Source organism: Streptomyces sp. CA-251387 (assembly GCF_050936625.1).
GTDB lineage: Bacteria > Actinomycetota > Actinomycetes > Streptomycetales > Streptomycetaceae > Streptomyces.
Genome location: NZ_JBNJMJ010000002.1, coordinates 252858 through 271726, shown reverse-complemented (window position 1 = coordinate 271726; position 18869 = coordinate 252858). Strand labels below are relative to the sequence as shown.

The following is an 18869-nucleotide window of genomic DNA, read 5'->3' as shown; positions in this document are numbered from 1 at the left end:
TTTGAGTGTCAGATCAATAGAGATTGGAATTCTCATCAGAGTCGGCAAGTTCAGCGATCACTTCGGCGTGGCACGGCTGGGGGAGGCACCAGCATCCGAGGCGGCGGCCACGCAGACCCGGGAGGAGTGCCAGGAGATCCGTTCGCTCGAGAAGGTAGGCGCGGTATTTGGCCAGGACTTCTTCACGCGTGCCGTCAGGCCCATGGCGGAAGGGGCTGGCCAGCGGGGATCCTTCCAGATACCAGCCGCCTCTGGTCATCGCCCGGCCCACGTAGACGACGTCAGCGTAGTCGGGGTCGTCTCGATGGCCTTTGAGGTTCACGACCGTCGTACGGCTCATGGTCTTGCTTCTTTGGTGATTTTTCTCGGGTAAACGGTTCAGGAGGCGCTTTGGCCCGGGCCCGCGTTTGAAGTGAGGATCGCGCAGGTCGTCGTGGCATGGGCGTACAGCCTGGCGTCGGTGGTGCCGATGACCCGTGCCTCAGCCGTCGCTGTGGTCCGGCCGACGTGGACCGTGACCGCCTCGCACCTCAGCCGGGTGGTGTGGGCGAAGACCGGGCGCACCATGTGCACGTTGAGTTGCACCGTGGTATAGGCGCGGCCCCTGGGCAGTACGGTGGCGATCGCACAGCCCAGGGCGGAATCGAGCAGCGTGGCCAAGAAGCCCCCATGCACAGTCCCCATCGGGTTGAGCAGGTGCTCACCGGGGTCGCCCTCGAACGCTGCTGTGCCCTCCCCAGCCTCCACCAGATGGAATCCGAGCGTTCCGGCGATGGGCGGCTCCGGAATCTCATCTTTGAGAATCTTCTGCAGCAGCTCCAGACCGGTCAGATCGCTGACCTCGCTCCAGGGAAGTGGCTGCTGCCAGGTGTGGGTGCGTGAACGCAGCCCGGGGGGGTTCGCGGTCGCTGTCATGAGTGTTCTCCGTCTCCTCGCTCGAATGTGATGCGCCAACCCCGTCAGGAGATCTTGACCCCGAGCAGGTCCACAGGGGTGATGACCGGAGCCGAGCTGAGCATGGTCTCCGCGGCACCCATGAGCGCGGCGGCGATCTCGCCTTCCAGATGGCCCTGACGCCCCTGCTCGTCGTCGAACGTGTCGAACACCCCGAAGGTGGTGGCGTCCAGGCGGAATGAGAACCAGGTCACCGTGTGCTGCTCCTGCTCGGCCAGCGCCACCGCGCCGCGCAGCATCGTCTCGACCTTGTCGGCGTACTCGGGCTTAGCCTCGATACGGGCCAGCAGACCTATCTTCATCATGATCACTCCTTGTGTGGGAAAGCCGCCGAATCTCCGGCACGCAATGAACCTACGTTGCAGATCAGCAACCACATCAGCGGCAAGAACGACATCATTGATAGTGTTTACGCCATGAAGGTTGCGGTTCTCGTCTACGACGGGGTATTCGACTCCGGCCTCGCGGCGATCCTCGACGTACTGGACAGCGCCAACGCGATGGGCGAGGAAGCCGACGCGATGGGCGAGGAGATCGTCGAACCGCCGTCTTGGAATGTGACCACGGTCGGCCTCCAGCCCCAGATACGCACCGGCGCCGGCCACTTGGTTGCGGCCAAGCCCCTCGCGCACGCCGATGCGGCAGATCTGCTGATTGTCCCCGCCCTGGCGGCACGCCGCTCCGCAGCGCTGCTCGACCACGTCAGTGGTGACCAGTCGCTTCCCGTCCGGAATCTGATCGCACGAGCCCGTGAACGCGGCACCGCCATCGCCTCGGCTTGCACGGGCACCTTCCTCTTGGCTGAGGCGGGAGTCTTGGATGGCCTGCGCGCAACGACGACCTGGTGGCTGGCGCCGGTCTTCCGCGCGAGGTACCCGGGGGTTCAGCTAGATCAGAGCCGGATGGTCATCGTTTCGGACGGCGTCACTACCGCAGGTGCAGCCTTCGGACACGTTGACCTCACCCTGGCGATCGTCCGAGCGAGCAGCCCTGCCGTGGCCGACCTGGTGGCCCGCTACCTGGTGGTTGACGAACGCCCGTCACAGTCCGCCTACACCATCCCCAGTGCCCTGGCGCAGAGCGATTCCACCGTCGCGGCGTTCGAACGCTGGGTCCGTGAACGTCTGGCCGGACCCATCAGCATCCCCGAAGCCGCCCAAGCCATCGGCGTCAGCAACCGCACGCTGCAACGCTCCATCCAGCGCACCCTGGGAACCTCACCCATCCGCTTCATCCAGGACCTCAGGATCGAGCAGGCTTCCCACTTGCTGCGCACCACCGAGCTGCCTCTGGAAACCATCGCTCGGAGAGTCGGCTACGAGCACCCCAACACCCTGCGCGTACTCCTTCGCGAACGCACCGGCAAGACCACTATGGCCCTTCGGGGTATCTGACCCCGGGGCTGCGGACTGGCAGAGTCGCCTATTCGAGTGTCGCGAATCGGTCACCAAGGGCAGTAGAGGCGTAGGCCGGTTCAGCTCTTGCCGGACTTGGCCAGCGACGCCAGGATCGCGCCGTCGGCATCCTGGACGGTGATCGACGGCTTCATGTCCGCCTTGCCCTTCGCGGCGAGGACGTAGTAGGCACCCCAGCCGGGCTTGCCGGCAAGAGTGACGACCTTGGCCTGAAGGGTCCGAGCCCCGAGCTTGACGGTGACCTTGGTCGTCGCCGTCACCGGACCGCGGTAGATCCCCGCCCACAGCACACCGGAAGCGCCGCCACGGGCGATCGTGGACACCTTCCCAGGAAGAACGTCTGCGACCCGCATGACATCCGGCTTGTCAGTACCCGAAGACTTCGGGGCAACAACGTGCAGGCCCTTCGCCGTAAGCCACAGCTTGTTGCCGGCACCAGCGATCCGCTCACCCGGCGCAACCACCTTCACAGCCGTCGACGCTGCGGGCACCTGGGGCGTAGAGGAAGGATCAAAGGTTGCAGAGAACGCCACGCCGACCGCCGGGACGAGAACCGCGGCTGCCACGACAGCAGACCGCATCGCCTTGTGGCGTCGGCGGATCATCTTTCCCTGGTGCATCACAGCCGCCGTGGGGGCCGTTCCCACCGGCACGCCTGCTGCGGCCTCGGAGAGCGCCGCGGCCAGGGTCTCGTCCTGGTTCATCGGGGCATTCCTTTCAGCGCGACCGAGTCGCTCGGGTGCGTACGGCCTTCCTGAGGGTGTTCGGCCAGGACGCCGTCGTCGCGGAGTCCAGCCAGGCCGCGAGTGATCTGGCTGCGTACGGTGCTTTCCCTAATACCCAAGGCTGCAGCGATCTGGGCGGGGGGCATGTCCTCGAAGTAGCGGAGCACCACTGCGGACCGCTGCCGCAGCGGCAGCCTGGCGAGCGCATCGACGAGCACACTGCGGTGTTCTACCTGGGCGGTCCGGTCGGCCACCGCAGTCTCCGGAAGCCGGGAAGTGAACCATTCCCGGACGGTTCGCCTGCGGAACCCGTCCGCGTGAACATGGATCATGATCTTGCGAACGTACGCGGCCATATCGTCGCTGTGCCGCACTTTGTCCCACTTGGCATAGGCGCGGGCCAAGGCGCTTTGGGCCAGGTCTTCGGCATCGTGATGGCTGCCGGTCAGCAGATACGCGGTGCGTACGAGGCTGGCCCACCGGCCTGTCATGAAGTTGTGGAATTCGTCATCACTGGCGTTACTCAATCAGACCTCGCCAAAGTTCGGCGTCTGGCTAGAGGTTGTCCCGTAACCGGTGGGACGGTTGGTGCGTTGGCTGGGCATGGGTGGGGTGATCTCAGCGGATGATCCGAAGTGGATCGAGCCGTTCTCCGGGCTGACCGAGTCGCAGTTCACCAGGCTGGTGGCCTTGGTACGGCGTCGCGGTGGTGACGTTCAGCGCGGCCGTCCCTGGCGGCTGCCGCTGGAGAACCGGGTGTTGCTGGTGGCGACGTACTGGCGCACGAACCTGACGTTGCGGCAGGTGGCGCCGTTGTTCGGGGTCTCGAAGTCTGCGGCCGACCGCATCCTCGATCACCTGGCGCCCCTGCTGGCCATCTCGCCGGCCCGCCGGCCGCGCAAAGACACCGTCTACATCGTCGACGGCACCCTCGTGCCCACCCGTGACCGCAGCATGGCCGCCTCCAGCAAGAACTACCGGTACTCGACGAACGTGCAAGTCGTGATCGACGCCAACAGCCGCCTGGTGGTGGCGATCGGCCTGCCGCTGCCCGGCAGCCGCAACGACTGCCGGGCCTTCACGGAGTCCGGCGTCGACCGGGCCTGCCGCGGCGCACCGACCATCGCCGACGGCGGCTACCAAGGAACTGGCCTGCTCATCCCGCACCGCAAACGACGAGGTCAGACGCACCTCAGCCCACAGCAGGAAGCGGAGAACGCCGTCCACCGCCGGGCGCGAGCCCGGGTGGAACACGCCCTGTCGCGGTTGAAGAACTGGAAGATCCTGCGGGACTGCCGGCTCAAGGGCAACGGCGTTCACCAAGCCATGCTCGGCATCGCCCGACTCCACAACCTGGCCCTCACCGGATAACTCACACCCCATACGGGACAACCTCTAGCCTGCGGTATTCCGCGGTGTTTGTCACGACTGAACCTCGGCAGGGAAGAGACAGGCGGCGCGAAGTGGCACTTGCTGGAGCCGCCGCTGCCGCCCCATCCGTGGACGGCAGCGGCAGTTCTTGACTAGCTCTGGACGGTGATCGACGGCTTCATGTCCGCCTTGCCCTTCGCGGCGAGGACGTAGTAGGCACCCCAGCCGGGCTTGCCGGCAAGAGTGACGACCTTGGCCTGAAGGGTCCGAGCCCCGAGCTTGACGGTGACCTTGGTCGTCGCCGTCACCGGACCGCGGTAGATCCCCGCCCACAGCACACCGGAAGCGCCGCCACGGGCGATCGTGGACACCTTCCCAGGAAGAACGTCTGCGACCCGCATGACATCCGGCTTGTCAGTACCCGAAGACTTCGGGGCAACAACGTGCAGGCCCTTCGCCGTAAGCCACAGCTTGTTGCCGGCACCAGCGATCCGCTCACCCGGCGCAACCACCTTCACAGCACCGGCCGTAGAGGCGGCCTGGAGGGAGGCGACGGCGGGCGCTGCCGACACTGGCGACGCGCTTACGCACGAGGCGACCGCCACCCCCGTGCCCGTCGCGAGTACCGCAGCACTTGCAACAACAGCCAGCCATCCGCGCTTCCGCCTGTGCGAACCGATGGAAGTCATCAATAACTCCTATAGATCAAACAGCACCAGCCTCCAGCCATCGGGACCGGAGCAGACAGGCCCTCGTCCCATCCACCCCTCAGACGGCACCCCTGCTGCAAAACGCTGCTTCACGCGGCACGCCACTGCATGTGGCACTCGTCACACGCGAAAGCTCCGCGGTTCTTCAGACGCAAACGGATGGGCGGGCACCGCAGCCGTTGCTTACCTCCAAAGGTGGCGGCCATGGCGCTGTAGACTCCCGCCGCGTTTCCTTCTGGCGGCCAATGATCGAGCTCCAAGTGTCGGCAAACGAACGTCTTCCGACACTCATCGCCGTGATCATGAACCCGCAGGTGGGCAGTGCCGACAACTCGCGCCGGAAATCAACGTCGACGAACGGTCCGACCGATAGATTCCGACACATGCTCATCGGCTAAGCGCGATAGCCGGGCATGAGACGTGTTCAAGTGAAAGTGTCCCGCTCTTGAACGGATGACTCGCCTCGTAAGACGCCATCTCATTTGGTGAGTCTGCGGTAGCAGATGAGGGTGCAGGCGATGCTGGTGAAGGCCAGGAAGTGGTCGGCTTTGCGCTCGTAGCGGCGGTGCAGTCTGCGGCATCCGGCAAGCCAGGACATCGTGCGTTCTATGGTCCAGCGGTGGCGGCCCAGACGGGTCGAGGACTCCATGCCCTTGCGGGCGATGCGGTGCCGGATGCCGCGCCCGCGTAACCATCGCCGCAGGTGGTCGTAGTCGTATCCCTTGTCTGCGTGGAGCTTTCCCGGTCTGCGCCGCCGGCGTCCGCGCCGGGAGCGGATCGGCGGTATCCCCTTCACCAGCGGGATCAGCGCCTGGCTGTCGTGCAGGTTCGCCCCCGAGATTCCGACGGACAGGGGCAGACCGGTCCGCTCGGTGATCAAGTGGATCTTCGAGCCGTACTTGCCCCGGTCGACAGGATTCGGGCCTGTCAGCTCCCCCTTTTCAGGGCCCGCATGTTCACCGAGTCGATCGCGCAGCGGGACCAGTCCAGCTCGCCGCGGGAGCCGAGTTCGTCGAGGACCAGGCGATGGAGCTTGGCCCACACCCGGGCCTTCGACCACTCGGCAAAGCGCCGGTGAGCCGTCGCTCCCGACGGCCCGAACGACGCGGACGGCAACTGCTGCCACGTGCAGCCCGACGTGGCCACGAACACGATGGCGGCCAGCACCTCCCGGTCACCGTGTCGGCGTCGGCCACCACCCTGAGGCCGCGATGGAGCCTCCGGGACCACCCGCTGGAACAACTCCCACAACTCATCCGGCACCAGCCGCTCCACGATCGAAACCACGACCGACAGGCTACCGACCCAAATGAGATGACGTCTAAGAGCGTGTCCTACGTGGTGAGGCATCGTTGGTCCAGGCATGGGGCGGGGTACGTGGAGTTGGATTGTTCCGGACGGGCTGTGGGAGATCGCGAAGCCGCTGATCCCTCCGCCGAAGGTGCGGCCGCAGGGCGGCGGTACGCAGGACACACCTGATGAAACGCTGTTCGCGGCCATCATCTATGTGCTGGTCAGCGGCTGTGCCTGGCGTCAACTGCCGCCCTGTTTCGGCATATCGAAGTCGACGGCGCATCGCCGGTTTCTGATCTGGTCGAGAGCCGGCGTCTGGGGGCGCCTACACGAAGCGGTCCTGCATCAGCTCGATGACGCCGGCCTCATCGACGTCACCCGCGTCGTCCTCGACACCGCCCATGTCAGGGCCAAAAAGGGGGCGAACACACAGGTCCGAGCCCCGTGGACCGGGGCAAGCCGGGTTCCAAGATGCACATCCTGTCGGACGCGAACGGCCTGCCCCTCCTCGTCGGCGTCTCGGCCGCCAACACCCACGACAGCGAAGGGTTGAAGCCCATGATCGAGGGTCACCAAACGAGACACGACCCTCACAATGGCAGGTACTTCAAGCCCCAGCGCCTGCACGCGGACAAAGCCTACGACCGTGCCGACCTGCGCAGATGGCTCCGATGGAAGCGGATCGGAGTACGCATTGCCCGCAAGGGGATCGAGTCCAGCGAACGATTAGGGCGACGCCGCTGGGTCATCGAGCGAACCATGTCCTGGCTGTCCGGCTACCGCCGACTCAACCCCCGCTACGAGCGCCATCCCCGCAACTACCTGGCCTTTCTCGGACTCGCAGCCGCCCTGTGCTGCTACAAGCGCCTCGTCCGCCTCACCACGTAGGACACGCTCTAAGTCGGTCTGTTTAGTCGGGGCCGTGTCTCATCCGGCCTCGGGGGCCTCTGGCCCTTGCTCATCCGCGCCTTCGGCAGTGGCGAGAGCATCAATGGCCCGTGCGATCGTCTCGTCGAACTCTCTCTGGTCTCCTGCGGCTGCCTGTCGATCGATCCCGGAGCGCACATTCTCGTCTGGACGACGGGTCGGCGCGTGCAGCCGAAGCTCCGCCGGGAACGGCGGAAGTCCGGCCAGCAGCGTTGCCAGGCCGGGATCCTCCACTGTGGCCAGCGGCTCCAGTTCCATCGCCCGAGCGAGCATCCGCCGCAGTTCGACCTCGATGACCTCTAGATTGAGAGTCTCACCCGCTACCTCGACAACCCACGAACCGTGGTCCACTCTCCGCATCGGTGGTGCAGGGAAGGTCGGCAGACCACCGGTTTCCATCTCTTCGGCTGTGACTCGGGGTTGCTCGCCTGTCCACGTGTCGAAGCGCTCGTCAAAGTGTTCGCTGGCATCCCGGACCTTCCGGTCAAGGACAGGTGACGCGTCGTCCACGTCCAAGATGGCGCGCAGTTGCTCTCCACGGAGCTTGCGGCGATCGTAGGCGTCCTGTGCAGGCCCGGATTTCTTCGGCCTGTCCTTGTCCGCGCCGATGGGCTTGAGCATCTTGGAGACTTTGGCCGTGAACATCAGGAAGGTCTCAAGCGGAATCCAGATCAGTGGATCTGGGGGTGTCCGGCCAGCCCGCGCTCGAATCTCCAGGAGCGCGACCTGCGCGTATCGGATGTCGCGTACCAGCCAGGTCAGGTAGACCCGCTGTGCCCACTCGTCCCAGATCGGCTTCTCGCTCATGGCCACCATCCTGGCGCTGATCGGTTCATCGTGGCATTCGCATTACGGGGGCTGAAGTTCGAGAGAGGGCCTATCGGGTCGGGAGCGTGCGGATCTTGGCGCCTGCCACGGACTCCAGCTCGCGCCGGAGGGCGATGATCTCGTCGTGCTGAGCGGCAAGCCGAGAGAGAACCCCTGCTCGAAAGCTTCGGAGCTGGTCGACTTCGGTGTCCCTCCTGCCGAGGCGTTCCCGTAGGCCAGCGATCTCGGCTTTGAGTCGTTCGATCTGGGCGAGGCGCGGGTCGGGTTGTTGGCCAGCTTCCTGGGCAGCGGTGCGCTGGCGATCGAAGTCGGCTTTGAGGTGGGGGTAGGTGCGGTAGAGCGTCGCCCGTGGCACTCCGGCGAGGCTGCACAGGCTTTTGACGTCGCACTTCAGGCCCTCGGGGACTGGCCCGGCGAGGAGTTGGCGCATCGCTGCTCGGATCCTGGTCTCGGTTTCCGCTTGGCGGTCATGCGTCACTTTCGAGTTCCTCGGGAGTGTGCACGGTGGCATCGATCTCGGCGACGACGCGGGTGGCGCGGTCGAACGCGGCCTGGGCTCGGGCGCGTTCGGGCTTGGAGAGTCTGGGGTTGCCGAGGAAGACGGCCTGGGTGTTCTCGGCGTGGTCGGCCCAGATCTTCCGGTGCTGGGAGTGGTGGGTGGCCTGCGGACAGCTGGCCGAGTCGCACATCCCCAGCAGGGGTTCGTCGGCGTCCGGGGTGCCGGCGAGTTTCAGGCACAACGCCTTGCCGGGGTCGGAGAACCAGCAGTAGTTGCCGATGCCAACGTGCAGGGTCTTGGCCTTCGCCTTCAAGACGCGCTCGACGCGACGGTCGTCGATGACGGTGACCGGCCCCGCGTCGTGCTGGTCCAGCACCTGGTCGACGGCCTTGAAAGCTGTGATCAGGTCGCGGGCTCCTTGTCCGCTGGGCAGGATGCCGCGCTGGTAGTCCTCGTAGGCGGCGACGGTCAGCCGCAGGTGTTCGGCTTCTTCCTCGGCGGCGACCTCGGCGGCGAAGGCGGCTTGGTGCCCGCCGGGGCGAGCGGCATAGCCCTCGGTTGTGGCGACGCTGACGTGCTTGAGATGCAGTTTCGTGGCCATCAGGCCGTGCGGGCGCTGGGCGATGGCCATCGCGAGGGTGCGCCGCAGGGCTCGGGGGTTGATCGGTCCGTCAGGGATGGGCTCCAGTCCGAGCCGCTGCCCGTACTCGCCGTTCACCCATGACCGCAAGGCTGTATAGCGCTTGTTGCTGTTGTTGGATGCCTTGGAGAAGAGCAGCTGGCCTGCGGTAGCGCTGGTGAGAGTTTCGGCCGTGGCGATGGCCCGGCGCACGTCTTCGGTGACCACCCACGCGTCCTCAGTCCCGCCGAACGCCTCGCCCTTGATGCGGCGGGAGACCAGGCGGTAGCGGGTTCCGCCGCCAGGCAGCTCTTCCTGCCGACGGCAGCCGCTCGTCAGTTCCGCCAGCTCCGAGGCACGCATCCCAGAGAGCGCCGAGGTCAGGAAGTAGGCCGCCGAGGTGACGGCATAGACCGTGGCATCCAGTTGGTGCCGAGCCATCGGCAGAGCCCAGGGCACTGGTGTGCCGTCATCGTGTCGGGACACCGGTGCCGCGTCGCGGCACCAGGGCTGCTGAAGGCCGCACTCACTCACCCACCGTTCCAACTCGGGACGGAGAATCTCCAGGTCCCTGCGGTGCCCCATGGCCCCCGCGGCCTCCACGACGAAGGGGTGCCACGACATGTGCAGGAGCGGGTCGTTGGGGGACCATCCACTCTTCAGACGCTGAGTGACCGTCGACTCGGTAGCCCGTGAAGCAGGAATCCCGGTCTCTCGCCGTCGCCCGATGGCCTCACGCAGACCGTCGATCTCTGTGACCGGCAGGCTCCGCCGCGAGGCGGCCTCATGTTCATCGGCGGCGTGGGCCGTGGCCGCCTCGGCCACCAGCTGTGGGCCGATCGTCTCCAGCAAGTACAGACAGTTCGCCAGCAGAGGCCGCAGCAGGGTGTCCGGGACCGGCGGTACCCGGTTGCCGTCACTGCGTACGTATCCGATGACCTCGTCCGCGCTGCGGCCCGGCCACGGGCTGAAGCCGGGCTGGTAGCGGTCGCTGAGGATCTCTGCGTAGAGGACGAGGAACTGTGGAATGCGGACCCTGGCCACCGTGGTCGCGGGTGACAGCAGCCGGTCAGGGTCGGTGACACTGCGCGAGGCAGCCGCGAGATAGGCGTTGCAGTGGTGCTGGCGGACCTGCGACAGCGATGTGATGCCAACCGCGGCGAGGTGGTTGAACCAAAGGGCCAGGTGCTTGAGTTCGGACCAGAGAGAGTTCGGGTTCAGTGGGGTGCGGAACGCTTGCGGCAAGACGGCCACGTCCGGATGGAGCGGGGCCATCCGCGCCATCAGGTACTCGCGGGCAACCTGCCGCCAGCGGGGGTTGATGATGGCGGTGAAGTCCAGGATCTTGCGGTGTGCGCTCATCACCACGGGGGCGTCGGCGAGGCCGGTCAGGTCCCAGACAACCTGGTCGAAGACGGGGCGGGGACTGCCGGGCTCGCGCCGCAGGCCGGCGGTCTCGATGACCGGCAGTCCGCGGAAGGGGTGCCGCCCGGCAAGGGCCGGGGAAGAGGCATGGGCGGTCGTCACTGGGGCTGTTCCTCCAGGTGCAGCGGCAAGAAGGCGGCGGTCTCGGCGCTCTGCCGGGTGGCGGCCTCGATGGCGGCCGGGCCGAACCGGGGCAGGACGTCCTCGTCCAGGCGGGCCGTGTATGGACCGAAGATCCGCAGGAACTGCCCGGTGGTCATCTGCTGGGCCTGCCGGGAGAAGTACTCCTTGAGGCTGAGCAGGTTGGGCAGGTGACGGGGGGCGAACGCGGCGAGCGGACACAGCAGACACACCCAGGGCCGGGCCGGACACAAGGTTCCCGCCGGGGCGTGCGGGCCGTTGAGCGGGCTGGCGCACGCGGCGACGAACATGTCCTGCTCACCGGAGAGCAGGGCCTGGATGGCCGCCGCGTCCAGGCCGGCGTCCTCGACCAGGCGGGGGAAGTCCGCGGCGAACGCGGCAGCGTCCCCACTGCTGATCACGACCGGAGGGGCGGCCTTGCGGCGCACTTCGCCCTGGGCCTGTTCGATGACACCTTCAAGGGCGTCGAGCTGGGCCGGGGTGTGAGAGCTGAGGTAGTGATCGCCCTCGACGCGGGCGCTGTGGTTGGGGTCGATCGTCGTGCGGCCGGTCCAGGTCGTGCGGTCGCGCCGGTGGTGGTAGGTGGCCCTGACCCGGCCGCCGTGCACCGGCAGGGGCTGCCCGTCGTCGCCGAGCACGCCCGAGGACTCCATCCAGGCCCGGCGCTGGCGCTGGCTGCGGGGGCGGTCAAAGATCCGGCCCTGCCCCCTTCCGAGTCCGTCGCAGCCCACATAGAGCCATAGCCGATCAGCCAAATCCCCGGCGTGCTCACGTAGTTGGGCCGAGTGCTCCAGCCAGCGGTCCAGCAGCCGCACGGCATCACGGGGCAGGTTGAGGGCCTCATCCCCGGTGCGGCCCTTGCGGTAGGAGAGCAGGACGGTGTTTGCCGAGGTCCGGGTTATGTTGTCGAGTCGCAGGGCGTCGATGCCGTCAGGGACAATGCCCGTGCGCATCGCGAACAGCGTGAGGTAGGCGAACGCCGTTTCTGAGGCAGGGAACAGCGCGGCTTCAACCTCTGTGAACTGGGCCCGGTGAACACCGGCGCCCATCATGCCGAACCGCTCAACCGCCCTTCTCGCCTCCGCGGGGCCCTCGTGGAGCCAGAGCCAGGCGAGGTTGTCGAAGGTGACGCCGTGGACGGACGGATCGGCGCCCCGGACGGTGCCTCCAGAGCCTGACGGTGTGCGCGGCGGGCCGCGGCGATCTGATCGGTGCAGGAGGCTTCCAGCCGCCGCCATTCACCGTCGCTGTAGGGCCGGTTGGGCCGGCTCTTCCTCACCTTGTTGATCCGCCGCCCGGCCAGGTGACGGCAGATACCCGGATCCAGTCCTCCGGCCGTCTCCTGGAACGCGTTCAGCACCACGCGAATGCGCCGTTCGCGGTGGTAATCGCAGGTCAGCCAGTACTGCACCAGCGTGGCCGGGGTCAGATCGGCAAGACCGCCCGTGACCCCCCAGGCGTCGAGGTCGCGCGCCATCCGGCGCATCGTCGTCATGTACTGCCGGGCCACCGAGCGGGTGCGGATCGGTCCGTGCGGATGCGTGGCCGCCACCAGCCCCACGGCCAGGTCCGCGGCCAGCTGCTGGTTCGGTAGATCATGCAGGACCCCGTGGTGGATGACGCCGTCCGGCAAAGTGAACAGCACCGCCAAGGGCTGCTGGATCTCGGCCGGCATCAGACCTCGCCCTCGAACTCGGCGACTGCAGCGGCATCCACGGCCAAGGCTCCTTCGGTGGCCGCGTAGGCGTCTCGGTAGATCCGCTGGGTGTCGAGCAGATGCAGATACGCCTGAGTGGTGGCGGCACTGGTATGCCCCAACAAATCACGCAGCACCAGCAGCGGATCGGCCTTGGTCAGATAGAGCGCCAGGGCGTCGTCGCCGCCCGTGTCCACGACGAGCTGGGCGGCCTGCTGGTAGTAGCCGCGTACCAGCCGCTCCAACGTGGCCATCGCGAAGGTGTGCCTAGTGACATGGGGATGGACATGCGGGAAGGACGGCTCAAAGCGGCCCCGGATCCGCTGCGCGGTCCGGCGCAGGACGGTCGCCCAGTCGACGAACGGCCTCCCGCCGGACTGCACCGCCAGCAGGGCACTGCCCCCGCCAGGGGCCACCAGCCGCAACCGCTCGGCCGGGGTGAGGGTGTGCCAGCGACGGCGCGTCCCGTTGATCAGCGCGCCGTCATGCGTGGGGGCCTCGACGAACAGCGGGTCACGGGGCCGCCAGCGTGAGCCCTCCGTCGCCGCGGCGCGCTCCCAGCCGATGTAGTCGTGGACCCGGGCCAGGTCCTCGTAACCGATCCACGTCGACCGGCCCTTCCTGCCCTTCGCCGTCGGCGGGGCGAGCACCAGCGGCACCGGCACCGCCGTGCGGCGGCGCGGCAGCGGCGGCACCTCGTAGACCGTCAGGTGCGTGAACTCCTGTGACCGCAGCCGCTGGACAGCGCCAGGCCGATCACGGCCGCGTTGCGGCCCGTCTCCCGCCCCCGGAACGAGACGTCCCGCTCGCTCGCCGGGTTGTTGCCCGCCAGCGCGTTCATCAGCAAGTCCGTGTACGGCTTCTCCAGGTACTTCCGCGTCGCGTGCGCGTTGCCCGTACGCACCGTCGCCGGGTTCCTGGTGACCTCCACGCGCGCACCGTCCGGGCGGGTCATCGACTGCCGGACGTAGGAGAACGGGACCGTCGGCGCGTGCCCCTCGGCCGCCGCCCACTGGTAGAACGACGAAAGCGTCTTGACCGCCAGATTCCAGCTCGCCGGACTCAGCCGCACCTCCAGCGGCCCGGACAGCCGGTACTCGGCGTACATCGACAGCGCGTCCCGAAGCCGTTGCCGCTCGGCGAAGACGGGGATTCCGCGGGCAACGAGGAACTCCGCCCAGCCCTTGAGCGCCTGGGCGTACGTCCGCCACGACTTCGGCGACGGCGCCCCGCTGACCGGCAACTCCCGAAGCCACAGGTTCATCACCACCGTGGGCCGAGGCCCCGCAGAGTCCTCGAAGCGAAGGTCCTCGTCGATGAGGACGGGCATGGCCTCCCGGATGACGGGCCGCTCGTAAAGGCCCCACTCTTCCCACCCGGCGGAACTGAAGTAGTGCAGGATCACGGAACGAACCTGGAGTGAGACACGAGACAGAGCAAGAGCTAGGGCCCGTCTTCAAACGGATCTTGCCCAGAGCAGGAATGACGCGAGTGTGACCGCCGCTTCGTAGGAGGTGGCGGTCTTCTCGTATCTGGTGGCGATGCCGCGGATGCCTTTGAGCCGGTTGAAGCAGCGCTCAATCATGTTGCGTCGGCGGTAGGTCTCCCGGTCGAATCCTGGCGGTCTGCCGCTGCGGCGGCCGCGGTTGTGTCGGTGCCGTCGCTGGTCGATCTTCTCGGGGATGACATGCGCAATGCCACGTTTACGCAGGTAGGCGCGGAAGCCGCGGGAGCTGTAGGCCTTGTCTGCAACGACCTGGTCGGGCTTGCAGCGCGGTCGGCCCAGGCCGATGCGAGGGACGCGGATCCGTTCCAGCAGTGGGTGTGCGCAGATGCTGTCGTGACGTTGGCCCGGTGTCAGGAGGATGGCGAGCGGGCGTCCTTTGCCGTCGCAGGCGAGGTGGATTTTGGTGGTCAGTCCTCCTCGGGATCGGCCGAGGGCGTGATCGTCCGGTTCGTCCGCCCGCTGCTGCCCCCTTTTCGGCCGGTGGTGGCTGCGTGCTGGTGGGCGCGGACGACGGTGGAGTCGATCTGGACCAGCCAGTCGATGTCGCCGACTGCGTCGGCCTGGGCCTGGATCTGCTGCAGGGCCCGGGTGAACACACCGTCCAGGGCGTAGCGGCGGAAGCGGGTGTACACCGTCTTCCACGGGCCGTAACGGGCCGGCAGGTCGCGCCAGGAGATCCCGGTGCGGATCTTGTACACCATGCCGTTGACGATCTTCCGGTCCTCGACGCGAGGTCGGCCCGTCACGGCTCGCGGTATGAGTGGAGCGAGTAACTCCCACTCACGGTCGGTGAGTTCATGGCGGCGCATCACACCCACCATGATCCATTACGAGATGATCTTTGAAGACGGACCCTAACACTCGTACGAGGGACAGAACTTCACCCTCACGAGACACACTCAAACCGCAGAGCTAAAGCGCGGGTCTCGACCGCCGACCAGAACCCCGATCACCAGATCGACGCCCTGCTGCGAGCTGGCGTCGAACGCGACAACATCCACATCGACATCGCGAGCGGCGCGAAAGCCTCCCGCCCCAAGCTTGACCTGGTCTCCAGCTGCTGCGCGAGGGCGACACCTTGAAGGTCGCCCGTCTCGACCGGCCCTCCCGTTCGTGCTCCATCTGGTGACCCTCGGCGCGGACCTGCGTGAGCGGGGCATCGGCCTGCATGTCATTGAGCAAGGCATCGACACGTCCACGATGGAAGGCCGGGCGATGTTGGGATGCTGTCCGTACTGGCTGAGCTCCAGCGTGAACTGATCGTGGCGGACACCCATGACTCGCCTCCGCACGGGCCGGCGGCCGGGTCGGCGGGCGCCGGCCCAGGCTCACGGAGGACCAGGCCGCGCTTGCCCAACGGCTCTACGACGAGCGGGAGAAGACCGTCCAGCAGATCGCCGACATGTTCGGCGTGCCCCGCTCCACGTGTACGGCCGCCTGGATCGGGACAAGACCGTGCCGCGGCAACCCAAGAAGAGGGCGCTCACGACGCCCTGATCGCTACTTTGCGGCTGGGGTCAGAGATAGGAGTCCGGGGCCGTGATCCCCGTGAGTTCGCGGAAACTGAAGCTTCTTCAGCGGGAACCCGAGGGTCCAGGGATGCCATTCTCGGGGGTGGACCCGTGGGTTCGTGGCGAACACACGGGATCGGCTTCGAGGTCGGCCTGGAGAAGCTGCCGGGCCGAGTCCGCGTAGCGGATGGCGGTCTTCTCGTCGATGCCGAAGACGAGGGCGAGGTGGAGGGGGTCGGCGCCGTGGGTGAGGGCCTCTTCGAGCTGGCGGTCGACGCGGAGCCGTTCGAGGGTGGCGGTGAGGTTGCGGGTGGCTCGGGTGGTCCAGAGTTTGCCGGCCGGGCCGAGTTCGACGGCGGTCTTCTGGGCGATCAGTAGGTGAGGGTTGGCCGTGTTCGGCCAGCGGTTGCGGCGGTGGTCGAGCCAGTCCAGAACCGCATGGCGGGTGAGGTCGTCGAGCGGACGGACGTGGCCGCCGACGGTGATGCGGCGGTTGCCCAGGTCGACGTCGTCCAGCCGCATCGTCCGGATCATCTTCGGCCGTGTCGCGTGGATGGCGGCCAAGGCGACGATGAGCCGGATGTCCGGGGTGGTGGCGGTGGCGACGGCCTCGTCGATGTCCGCCTGGATTAGGGCTTGGAGGACACCGCCGGTCTGCCGGGGGACACGGATACGGATCGTGGGATTGCGGAAGATCTGGCCGTTCTTCTTCGCGTGCCGGAACAGTGACCGCAGTGCGACGATCCGGCTTTCGCGCTGTTTGCCGGTGACAGCGTCCCGGGCCGCGATGATGTCCTCCCGGGCAACCTCTCGCAGGTGGTCGTAGCGGCTGGACCACTCCAGCAGCACTGGCTGGATCTCACCCAGGTAGGCCCACGTCGTATGCCGGGACCGGGGCTCGGACCGTGGGCCACCGTCGAGGAGAGTGCGAACCCAGGCTTCGACGGCGCGATGGATGCCTGGGGGCATGCCGTCGAGTTTTCGCTCCAGCCACCGGTCGACGGCCGGGGCCCGGTCGTCGGCGAACAGGCCGAGACGGTCGAGGACTTCGGCTGTCCGCACGACGGGAAGCCCACGGATTCGTAGGGCCGGGAAGAGCTCGGAGTATCGGATCGACTCGTCTTCGCGATAGCTGGACAGCACGATGACCAGGGCTCGGTTCACATCGCTGGTGATCCAGCGGCTCCAGCCGCGGGCCTCTCCCAGGGCCCGAGCGGCCTGCTGGGCCCGGACCAGCCAGGGGTTGGCCAGGTCGGCGTGGAGTTCTCGGTCGAACCGGCGGAAGTCCCGAGTGGCAGTGAACAGCGTCAGTTGCGTTGCCGTCGTGATCAGGCGGTGTGGTTCGGGAAGCGGTGGCGGCTTCAGGACGTGCCGCCCGGCCTTGCCGACCCGGGGTCCGCCGTTCTTGGGCCGCTGGAGGTTCGCGAAGAACAGCTGCTGACAGGTCACCTGTCGCAGGTACGGCTCGATCACCGATGCCTTGCCGCTGGCCTTTATCGCCCAGGTCGCCTGAGCCCGGCATAGTCGGCAGTAGCCGTGCTTTGTTATCGACCGGGACCTGCCGTCGGCAGCCGACGCATTCGCCGACGGCGTGTTGCTGGCCGTAGGTGTAGCAGCCGCGGCAGAACCGGCCGGGCAATTGTCCCCAGGCGAAACAGCCTGAGCAGGAGGCCGCCGGCTTGTTCTCGCTGATCTTTCCCATGGTGATGGTGACCAGGTCACATCGGCGGCAGGGAACGGCCGTGGCGGCGCTTGGGCACGACGGCCGGGGTCACCACCGAGCCGGTCGTGGCTTCCTGAACGCCAGCCTCCTGCCCTGGGCGCCGGACCTTCCCGGGCTCGGGAATCAGCAGATCGCCGATCTCGCAGCCGAGCACGACGCAGATCACGTCCAGGTCCTCCAGCTTGAGGGAGACCGGCTGGCCGGACCACAGGCCGGACATCTTCCCGGCCGAGATCACCAAGCCGTGCTCGGCCAGGCTCCGTTGGAGCTCGGACGCCTTCCAGATCCCTTTGTTCGCGGCGGTCAGCCGCAGGTTCCACTTCATCCCATCAGTCCTTCCAGCCGCTTCGCGGCCCGCTGCTGCCCGGACACCCAGGCGTCCTCGACCCGGGTCTGCTGGACGTGGATGTACCGCATCGTGGTGGCGATCCAGGAGTGTCCGAGGACCGCTTGGATCCCGAGCAGATCAAGACCTCCGAGGTAGAGCTCGGACGCGCAGAAGTGTCGCAGGACGTGCGGCGTCAACGTGTCGGCTCAGCCGGGCAGATGGGTCTTCGCTGCGGTGGCCAGGCCGTTGCGCAAGGCGTCGTCGCCGACGCGCCGCGAGGAGCCGTCGGTGTTCTTGCGCTCGGAGGGGAACAGCGGGGCTCCGGGTCGGGTGTGGTCGTCGTCGAACTGGCCCCAGACGTCCTCGATGAACCACCGCAGCGTGCGGTCGGCGCCGTTGATCAGCGGCACCATCCGCTCGCGCGGGCCTGAGCCGCGGGCGCCCTTGCCGTGACGCACATGGAGCTTGCCGAAGCGGCCCAGGTCCCACTTGATGTCCGCCAGATCGAGCTTGCACGCCTCACTCACCCTGAGTCCGACCTGCGACATCAGTTTCGATGCGGTGTAGTTCCGCGCGGTGGGAGCGAACTTGCGGCAGGTCGCCAACTCGCCGCCCCAGCCGGTGAACAGTGCCTTGATCTCCGGCTCGATCGGCGGGATCTGCAGGGCGGCGTCCTTGGATCCCCGCGGGCGGTTCATCTCGTCGATCGGGCACTCGACGACCCGACCGGTCATCCGATGGATCTGGACCTTGTGCCGCAGCTCCAGGAACAGGAAGTACGTGGTCAGCGCCTGCGCGCGGGCCAGCCGGGTGCCGCTCGGCGAGCCCCGCAGCACCTTCCCGAAGTACGCGTCGGCATCAGCCGGCTCTATATCCCACAGCGGCCGGCCGAACCAGGCCCGCATCTGGTCCAGGTGCCCGACGTCCCCCCGGATGGTGCCGTCCGCCAGCCCCGCCGAAGCCCGCGCGAGAACGAACCCGGCGAGCACGTCGGTCTCGAACTGCTCCAGTTCCTCCGCCGAGACCGGATCGCGGAACTCGCGCAGGTCGCGTACGGCTGCCAGCGCCAACCCGAGCCTCCTCACCTTCACCCCGATCGCAGACCGATCGGACGAAGTGAGAACGCTTCAAGAATCCTGAAGTTACGTCACCGGCTCGAAGAACACCCCAAGGAGACAGAACACCCTGGCCACGGGG

The 18869-nt window shown here is 67.2% G+C and carries 24 protein-coding genes and 1 pseudogene; 6 read left to right on the top strand and 19 right to left on the bottom strand.

Features of this window, described 5'->3' with window-relative positions; translation table 11 throughout:
• Positions 1-13: 13 nt before the first annotated feature.
• Genes ACQEV2_RS42960 through ACQEV2_RS42950 form a run of 3 tightly spaced genes read right to left on the bottom strand, consistent with a single transcriptional unit; the run spans position 14 to position 1259 of the window.
• Entirely contained in the window at positions 14-340 is a 327-nt protein-coding gene (locus tag ACQEV2_RS42960) for a DUF4326 domain-containing protein (protein ID WP_433055913.1), read from the bottom strand.
• Positions 341-378: 38 nt separating this feature from the next.
• Entirely contained in the window at positions 379-915 is a 537-nt protein-coding gene (locus tag ACQEV2_RS42955; protein WP_433055910.1) for a PaaI family thioesterase, read from the bottom strand.
• Positions 916-959: 44 nt separating this feature from the next.
• Positions 960-1259 carry a putative quinol monooxygenase gene (locus ACQEV2_RS42950; RefSeq protein WP_433055908.1) on the bottom strand — a complete coding sequence of 100 codons (300 nt, stop codon included), beginning with the start codon at positions 1257-1259 and terminating at the stop codon, positions 960-962.
• A gap of 54 nt (positions 1260-1313) precedes the next feature.
• Here ACQEV2_RS42950 and ACQEV2_RS42945 point away from each other — a divergent pair, with 54 nt between their 5' ends.
• The gene (locus tag ACQEV2_RS42945) at positions 1314-2348 is read left to right on the top strand and encodes a GlxA family transcriptional regulator (protein ID WP_433055905.1); all 1035 of its coding nucleotides are present in this window, start codon (positions 1314-1316) and stop codon (positions 2346-2348) included.
• Between the two features lie 80 nt (positions 2349-2428).
• Here the strand turns inward: ACQEV2_RS42945 and ACQEV2_RS42940 are convergent, their stop codons facing one another.
• Positions 2429-3073 (bottom strand): hypothetical protein, encoded by a 645-nt coding sequence (locus tag ACQEV2_RS42940; RefSeq protein WP_433055902.1) that lies wholly within the window; start codon positions 3071-3073, stop codon positions 2429-2431.
• Positions 3070-3621: a SigE family RNA polymerase sigma factor gene (locus ACQEV2_RS42935; RefSeq protein WP_433055899.1), complete on the bottom strand. Its 552-nt coding sequence runs from the start codon at positions 3619-3621 to the stop codon at positions 3070-3072. The genes ACQEV2_RS42940 and ACQEV2_RS42935 overlap by 4 nt, the downstream gene beginning before the upstream one ends.
• A gap of 76 nt (positions 3622-3697) precedes the next feature.
• Here ACQEV2_RS42935 and ACQEV2_RS42930 point away from each other — a divergent pair, with 76 nt between their 5' ends.
• Positions 3698-4465, top strand: a complete 768-nt coding sequence (locus ACQEV2_RS42930; RefSeq protein ID WP_433055727.1) for a transposase — start codon at positions 3698-3700, stop codon at positions 4463-4465.
• A gap of 152 nt (positions 4466-4617) precedes the next feature.
• On the opposite strand, the gene ACQEV2_RS42925 is transcribed toward ACQEV2_RS42930, so the two are convergent.
• Both ACQEV2_RS42925 and ACQEV2_RS42920 read right to left on the bottom strand, forming a co-directional pair.
• Entirely contained in the window at positions 4618-4866 is a 249-nt protein-coding gene (locus tag ACQEV2_RS42925) for a hypothetical protein (protein ID WP_433055896.1), read from the bottom strand.
• A 787-nt stretch (positions 4867-5653) separates the two neighbouring features.
• A protein-coding gene (locus ACQEV2_RS42920) for an IS5 family transposase (protein WP_433056110.1) occupies positions 5654-6453 on the bottom strand; the annotation gives its coding sequence in 2 pieces (ribosomal slippage) (positions 5654-6105 and positions 6105-6453; 801 coding nt in all).
• A gap of 85 nt (positions 6454-6538) precedes the next feature.
• Between ACQEV2_RS42920 and ACQEV2_RS42915 the strand changes: the two genes are divergently transcribed.
• Positions 6539-7356 (top strand): IS5 family transposase gene (locus ACQEV2_RS42915; protein WP_433054013.1). Its coding sequence is split into 2 segments (ribosomal slippage): positions 6539-6881 and positions 6881-7356, totalling 819 coding nucleotides; the frame shifts between segments, so codons are not numbered across the junction.
• 39 nt (positions 7357-7395) lie between these two features.
• Here the strand turns inward: ACQEV2_RS42915 and ACQEV2_RS42910 are convergent.
• From ACQEV2_RS42910 to ACQEV2_RS42875, 8 genes are all read right to left on the bottom strand, one after another.
• Positions 7396-8202, bottom strand: coding sequence for a hypothetical protein (locus tag ACQEV2_RS42910; RefSeq protein WP_433055893.1), 807 nt, complete (start codon positions 8200-8202; stop codon positions 7396-7398).
• Between the two features lie 70 nt (positions 8203-8272).
• Entirely contained in the window at positions 8273-8701 is a 429-nt protein-coding gene (locus ACQEV2_RS42905; protein WP_433055890.1) for a hypothetical protein, read from the bottom strand.
• Complete coding sequence (locus ACQEV2_RS42900) at positions 8691-10868, bottom strand: integrase (protein ID WP_433055887.1); 2178 nt, start codon at positions 10866-10868, stop codon at positions 8691-8693. The genes ACQEV2_RS42905 and ACQEV2_RS42900 overlap by 11 nt, the downstream gene beginning before the upstream one ends.
• Positions 10865-11860: a hypothetical protein gene (locus ACQEV2_RS42895; RefSeq protein ID WP_433055884.1), complete on the bottom strand. Its 996-nt coding sequence runs from the start codon at positions 11858-11860 to the stop codon at positions 10865-10867. The genes ACQEV2_RS42900 and ACQEV2_RS42895 overlap by 4 nt, the downstream gene beginning before the upstream one ends.
• A gap of 95 nt (positions 11861-11955) precedes the next feature.
• Positions 11956-12582, bottom strand: a complete 627-nt coding sequence (locus tag ACQEV2_RS42890) for a hypothetical protein (protein ID WP_433055881.1) — start codon at positions 12580-12582, stop codon at positions 11956-11958.
• Entirely contained in the window at positions 12582-13298 is a 717-nt protein-coding gene (locus ACQEV2_RS42885) for a hypothetical protein (protein WP_433055878.1), read from the bottom strand. Before ACQEV2_RS42885 ends, ACQEV2_RS42890 begins: the two co-directional genes overlap by 1 nt.
• A gap of 11 nt (positions 13299-13309) precedes the next feature.
• Positions 13310-14008, bottom strand: a complete 699-nt coding sequence (locus ACQEV2_RS42880) for a site-specific integrase (RefSeq protein WP_433055875.1) — start codon at positions 14006-14008, stop codon at positions 13310-13312.
• 51 nt (positions 14009-14059) lie between these two features.
• Positions 14060-14919 (bottom strand): IS5 family transposase gene (locus ACQEV2_RS42875; protein WP_433055216.1). Its coding sequence is split into 2 segments (ribosomal slippage): positions 14060-14566 and positions 14569-14919, totalling 858 coding nucleotides; the frame shifts between segments, so codons are not numbered across the junction.
• A 147-nt stretch (positions 14920-15066) separates the two neighbouring features.
• Between ACQEV2_RS42875 and ACQEV2_RS42870 the strand changes: the two genes are divergently transcribed.
• The 3 genes and pseudogenes from ACQEV2_RS42870 to ACQEV2_RS42860 all read left to right on the top strand — a co-directional run.
• Entirely contained in the window at positions 15067-15192 is a 126-nt protein-coding gene (locus ACQEV2_RS42870) for a hypothetical protein (RefSeq protein WP_433056107.1), read from the top strand.
• 31 nt (positions 15193-15223) lie between these two features.
• On the top strand, positions 15224-15370 hold the full coding sequence (locus ACQEV2_RS42865) for a hypothetical protein (protein ID WP_433055872.1): 147 nt from the start codon (positions 15224-15226) through the stop codon (positions 15368-15370).
• A 103-nt stretch (positions 15371-15473) separates the two neighbouring features.
• Positions 15474-15653 (top strand): annotated as a pseudogene (locus tag ACQEV2_RS42860) (hypothetical protein); the annotation flags it as partial.
• A 31-nt stretch (positions 15654-15684) separates the two neighbouring features.
• Here the strand turns inward: ACQEV2_RS42860 and ACQEV2_RS42855 are convergent.
• From ACQEV2_RS42855 to ACQEV2_RS42840, 4 genes are all read right to left on the bottom strand, one after another.
• On the bottom strand, positions 15685-17070 hold the full coding sequence (locus ACQEV2_RS42855) for a hypothetical protein (RefSeq protein WP_433055869.1): 1386 nt from the start codon (positions 17068-17070) through the stop codon (positions 15685-15687).
• Positions 17071-17339: 269 nt separating this feature from the next.
• Entirely contained in the window at positions 17340-17669 is a 330-nt protein-coding gene (locus ACQEV2_RS42850; RefSeq protein WP_433055866.1) for a helix-turn-helix domain-containing protein, read from the bottom strand.
• Positions 17666-17869 carry a tyrosine-type recombinase/integrase gene (locus ACQEV2_RS42845; RefSeq protein WP_433055863.1) on the bottom strand — a complete coding sequence of 68 codons (204 nt, stop codon included), beginning with the start codon at positions 17867-17869 and terminating at the stop codon, positions 17666-17668. Before ACQEV2_RS42845 ends, ACQEV2_RS42850 begins: the two co-directional genes overlap by 4 nt.
• A gap of 9 nt (positions 17870-17878) precedes the next feature.
• On the bottom strand, positions 17879-18742 hold the full coding sequence (locus ACQEV2_RS42840) for a site-specific integrase (RefSeq protein ID WP_433055860.1): 864 nt from the start codon (positions 18740-18742) through the stop codon (positions 17879-17881).
• Positions 18743-18869 lie beyond the last annotated feature (127 nt).

Bases quoted from the DNA above. Each gene is read 5' to 3' on its own strand.
- ACQEV2_RS42960 (WP_433055913.1), bottom strand. From the start codon at position 340: ATGAGCCGTACGACGGTCGTGAACCTCAAAGGCCATCGAGACGACCCC.
- ACQEV2_RS42850 (WP_433055866.1), bottom strand. From the start codon at position 17,669: ATGAAGTGGAACCTGCGGCTGACCGCCGCGAACAAAGGGATCTGGAAG.
- ACQEV2_RS42950 (WP_433055908.1), bottom strand. From the start codon at position 1,259: ATGATGAAGATAGGTCTGCTGGCCCGTATCGAGGCTAAGCCCGAGTAC.
- ACQEV2_RS42895 (WP_433055884.1), bottom strand. From the start codon at position 11,860: ATGCGCACGGGCATTGTCCCTGACGGCATCGACGCCCTGCGACTCGAC.
- ACQEV2_RS42930 (WP_433055727.1), top strand. From the start codon at position 3,698: ATGGGTGGGGTGATCTCAGCGGATGATCCGAAGTGGATCGAGCCGTTC.
- ACQEV2_RS42940 (WP_433055902.1), bottom strand. From the start codon at position 3,073: ATGAACCAGGACGAGACCCTGGCCGCGGCGCTCTCCGAGGCCGCAGCA.
- ACQEV2_RS42955 (WP_433055910.1), bottom strand. From the start codon at position 915: ATGACAGCGACCGCGAACCCCCCCGGGCTGCGTTCACGCACCCACACC.
- ACQEV2_RS42890 (WP_433055881.1), bottom strand. From the start codon at position 12,582: ATGCCGGCCGAGATCCAGCAGCCCTTGGCGGTGCTGTTCACTTTGCCG.
- ACQEV2_RS42925 (WP_433055896.1), bottom strand. From the start codon at position 4,866: ATGCGGGTCGCAGACGTTCTTCCTGGGAAGGTGTCCACGATCGCCCGT.
- ACQEV2_RS42910 (WP_433055893.1), bottom strand. From the start codon at position 8,202: ATGAGCGAGAAGCCGATCTGGGACGAGTGGGCACAGCGGGTCTACCTG.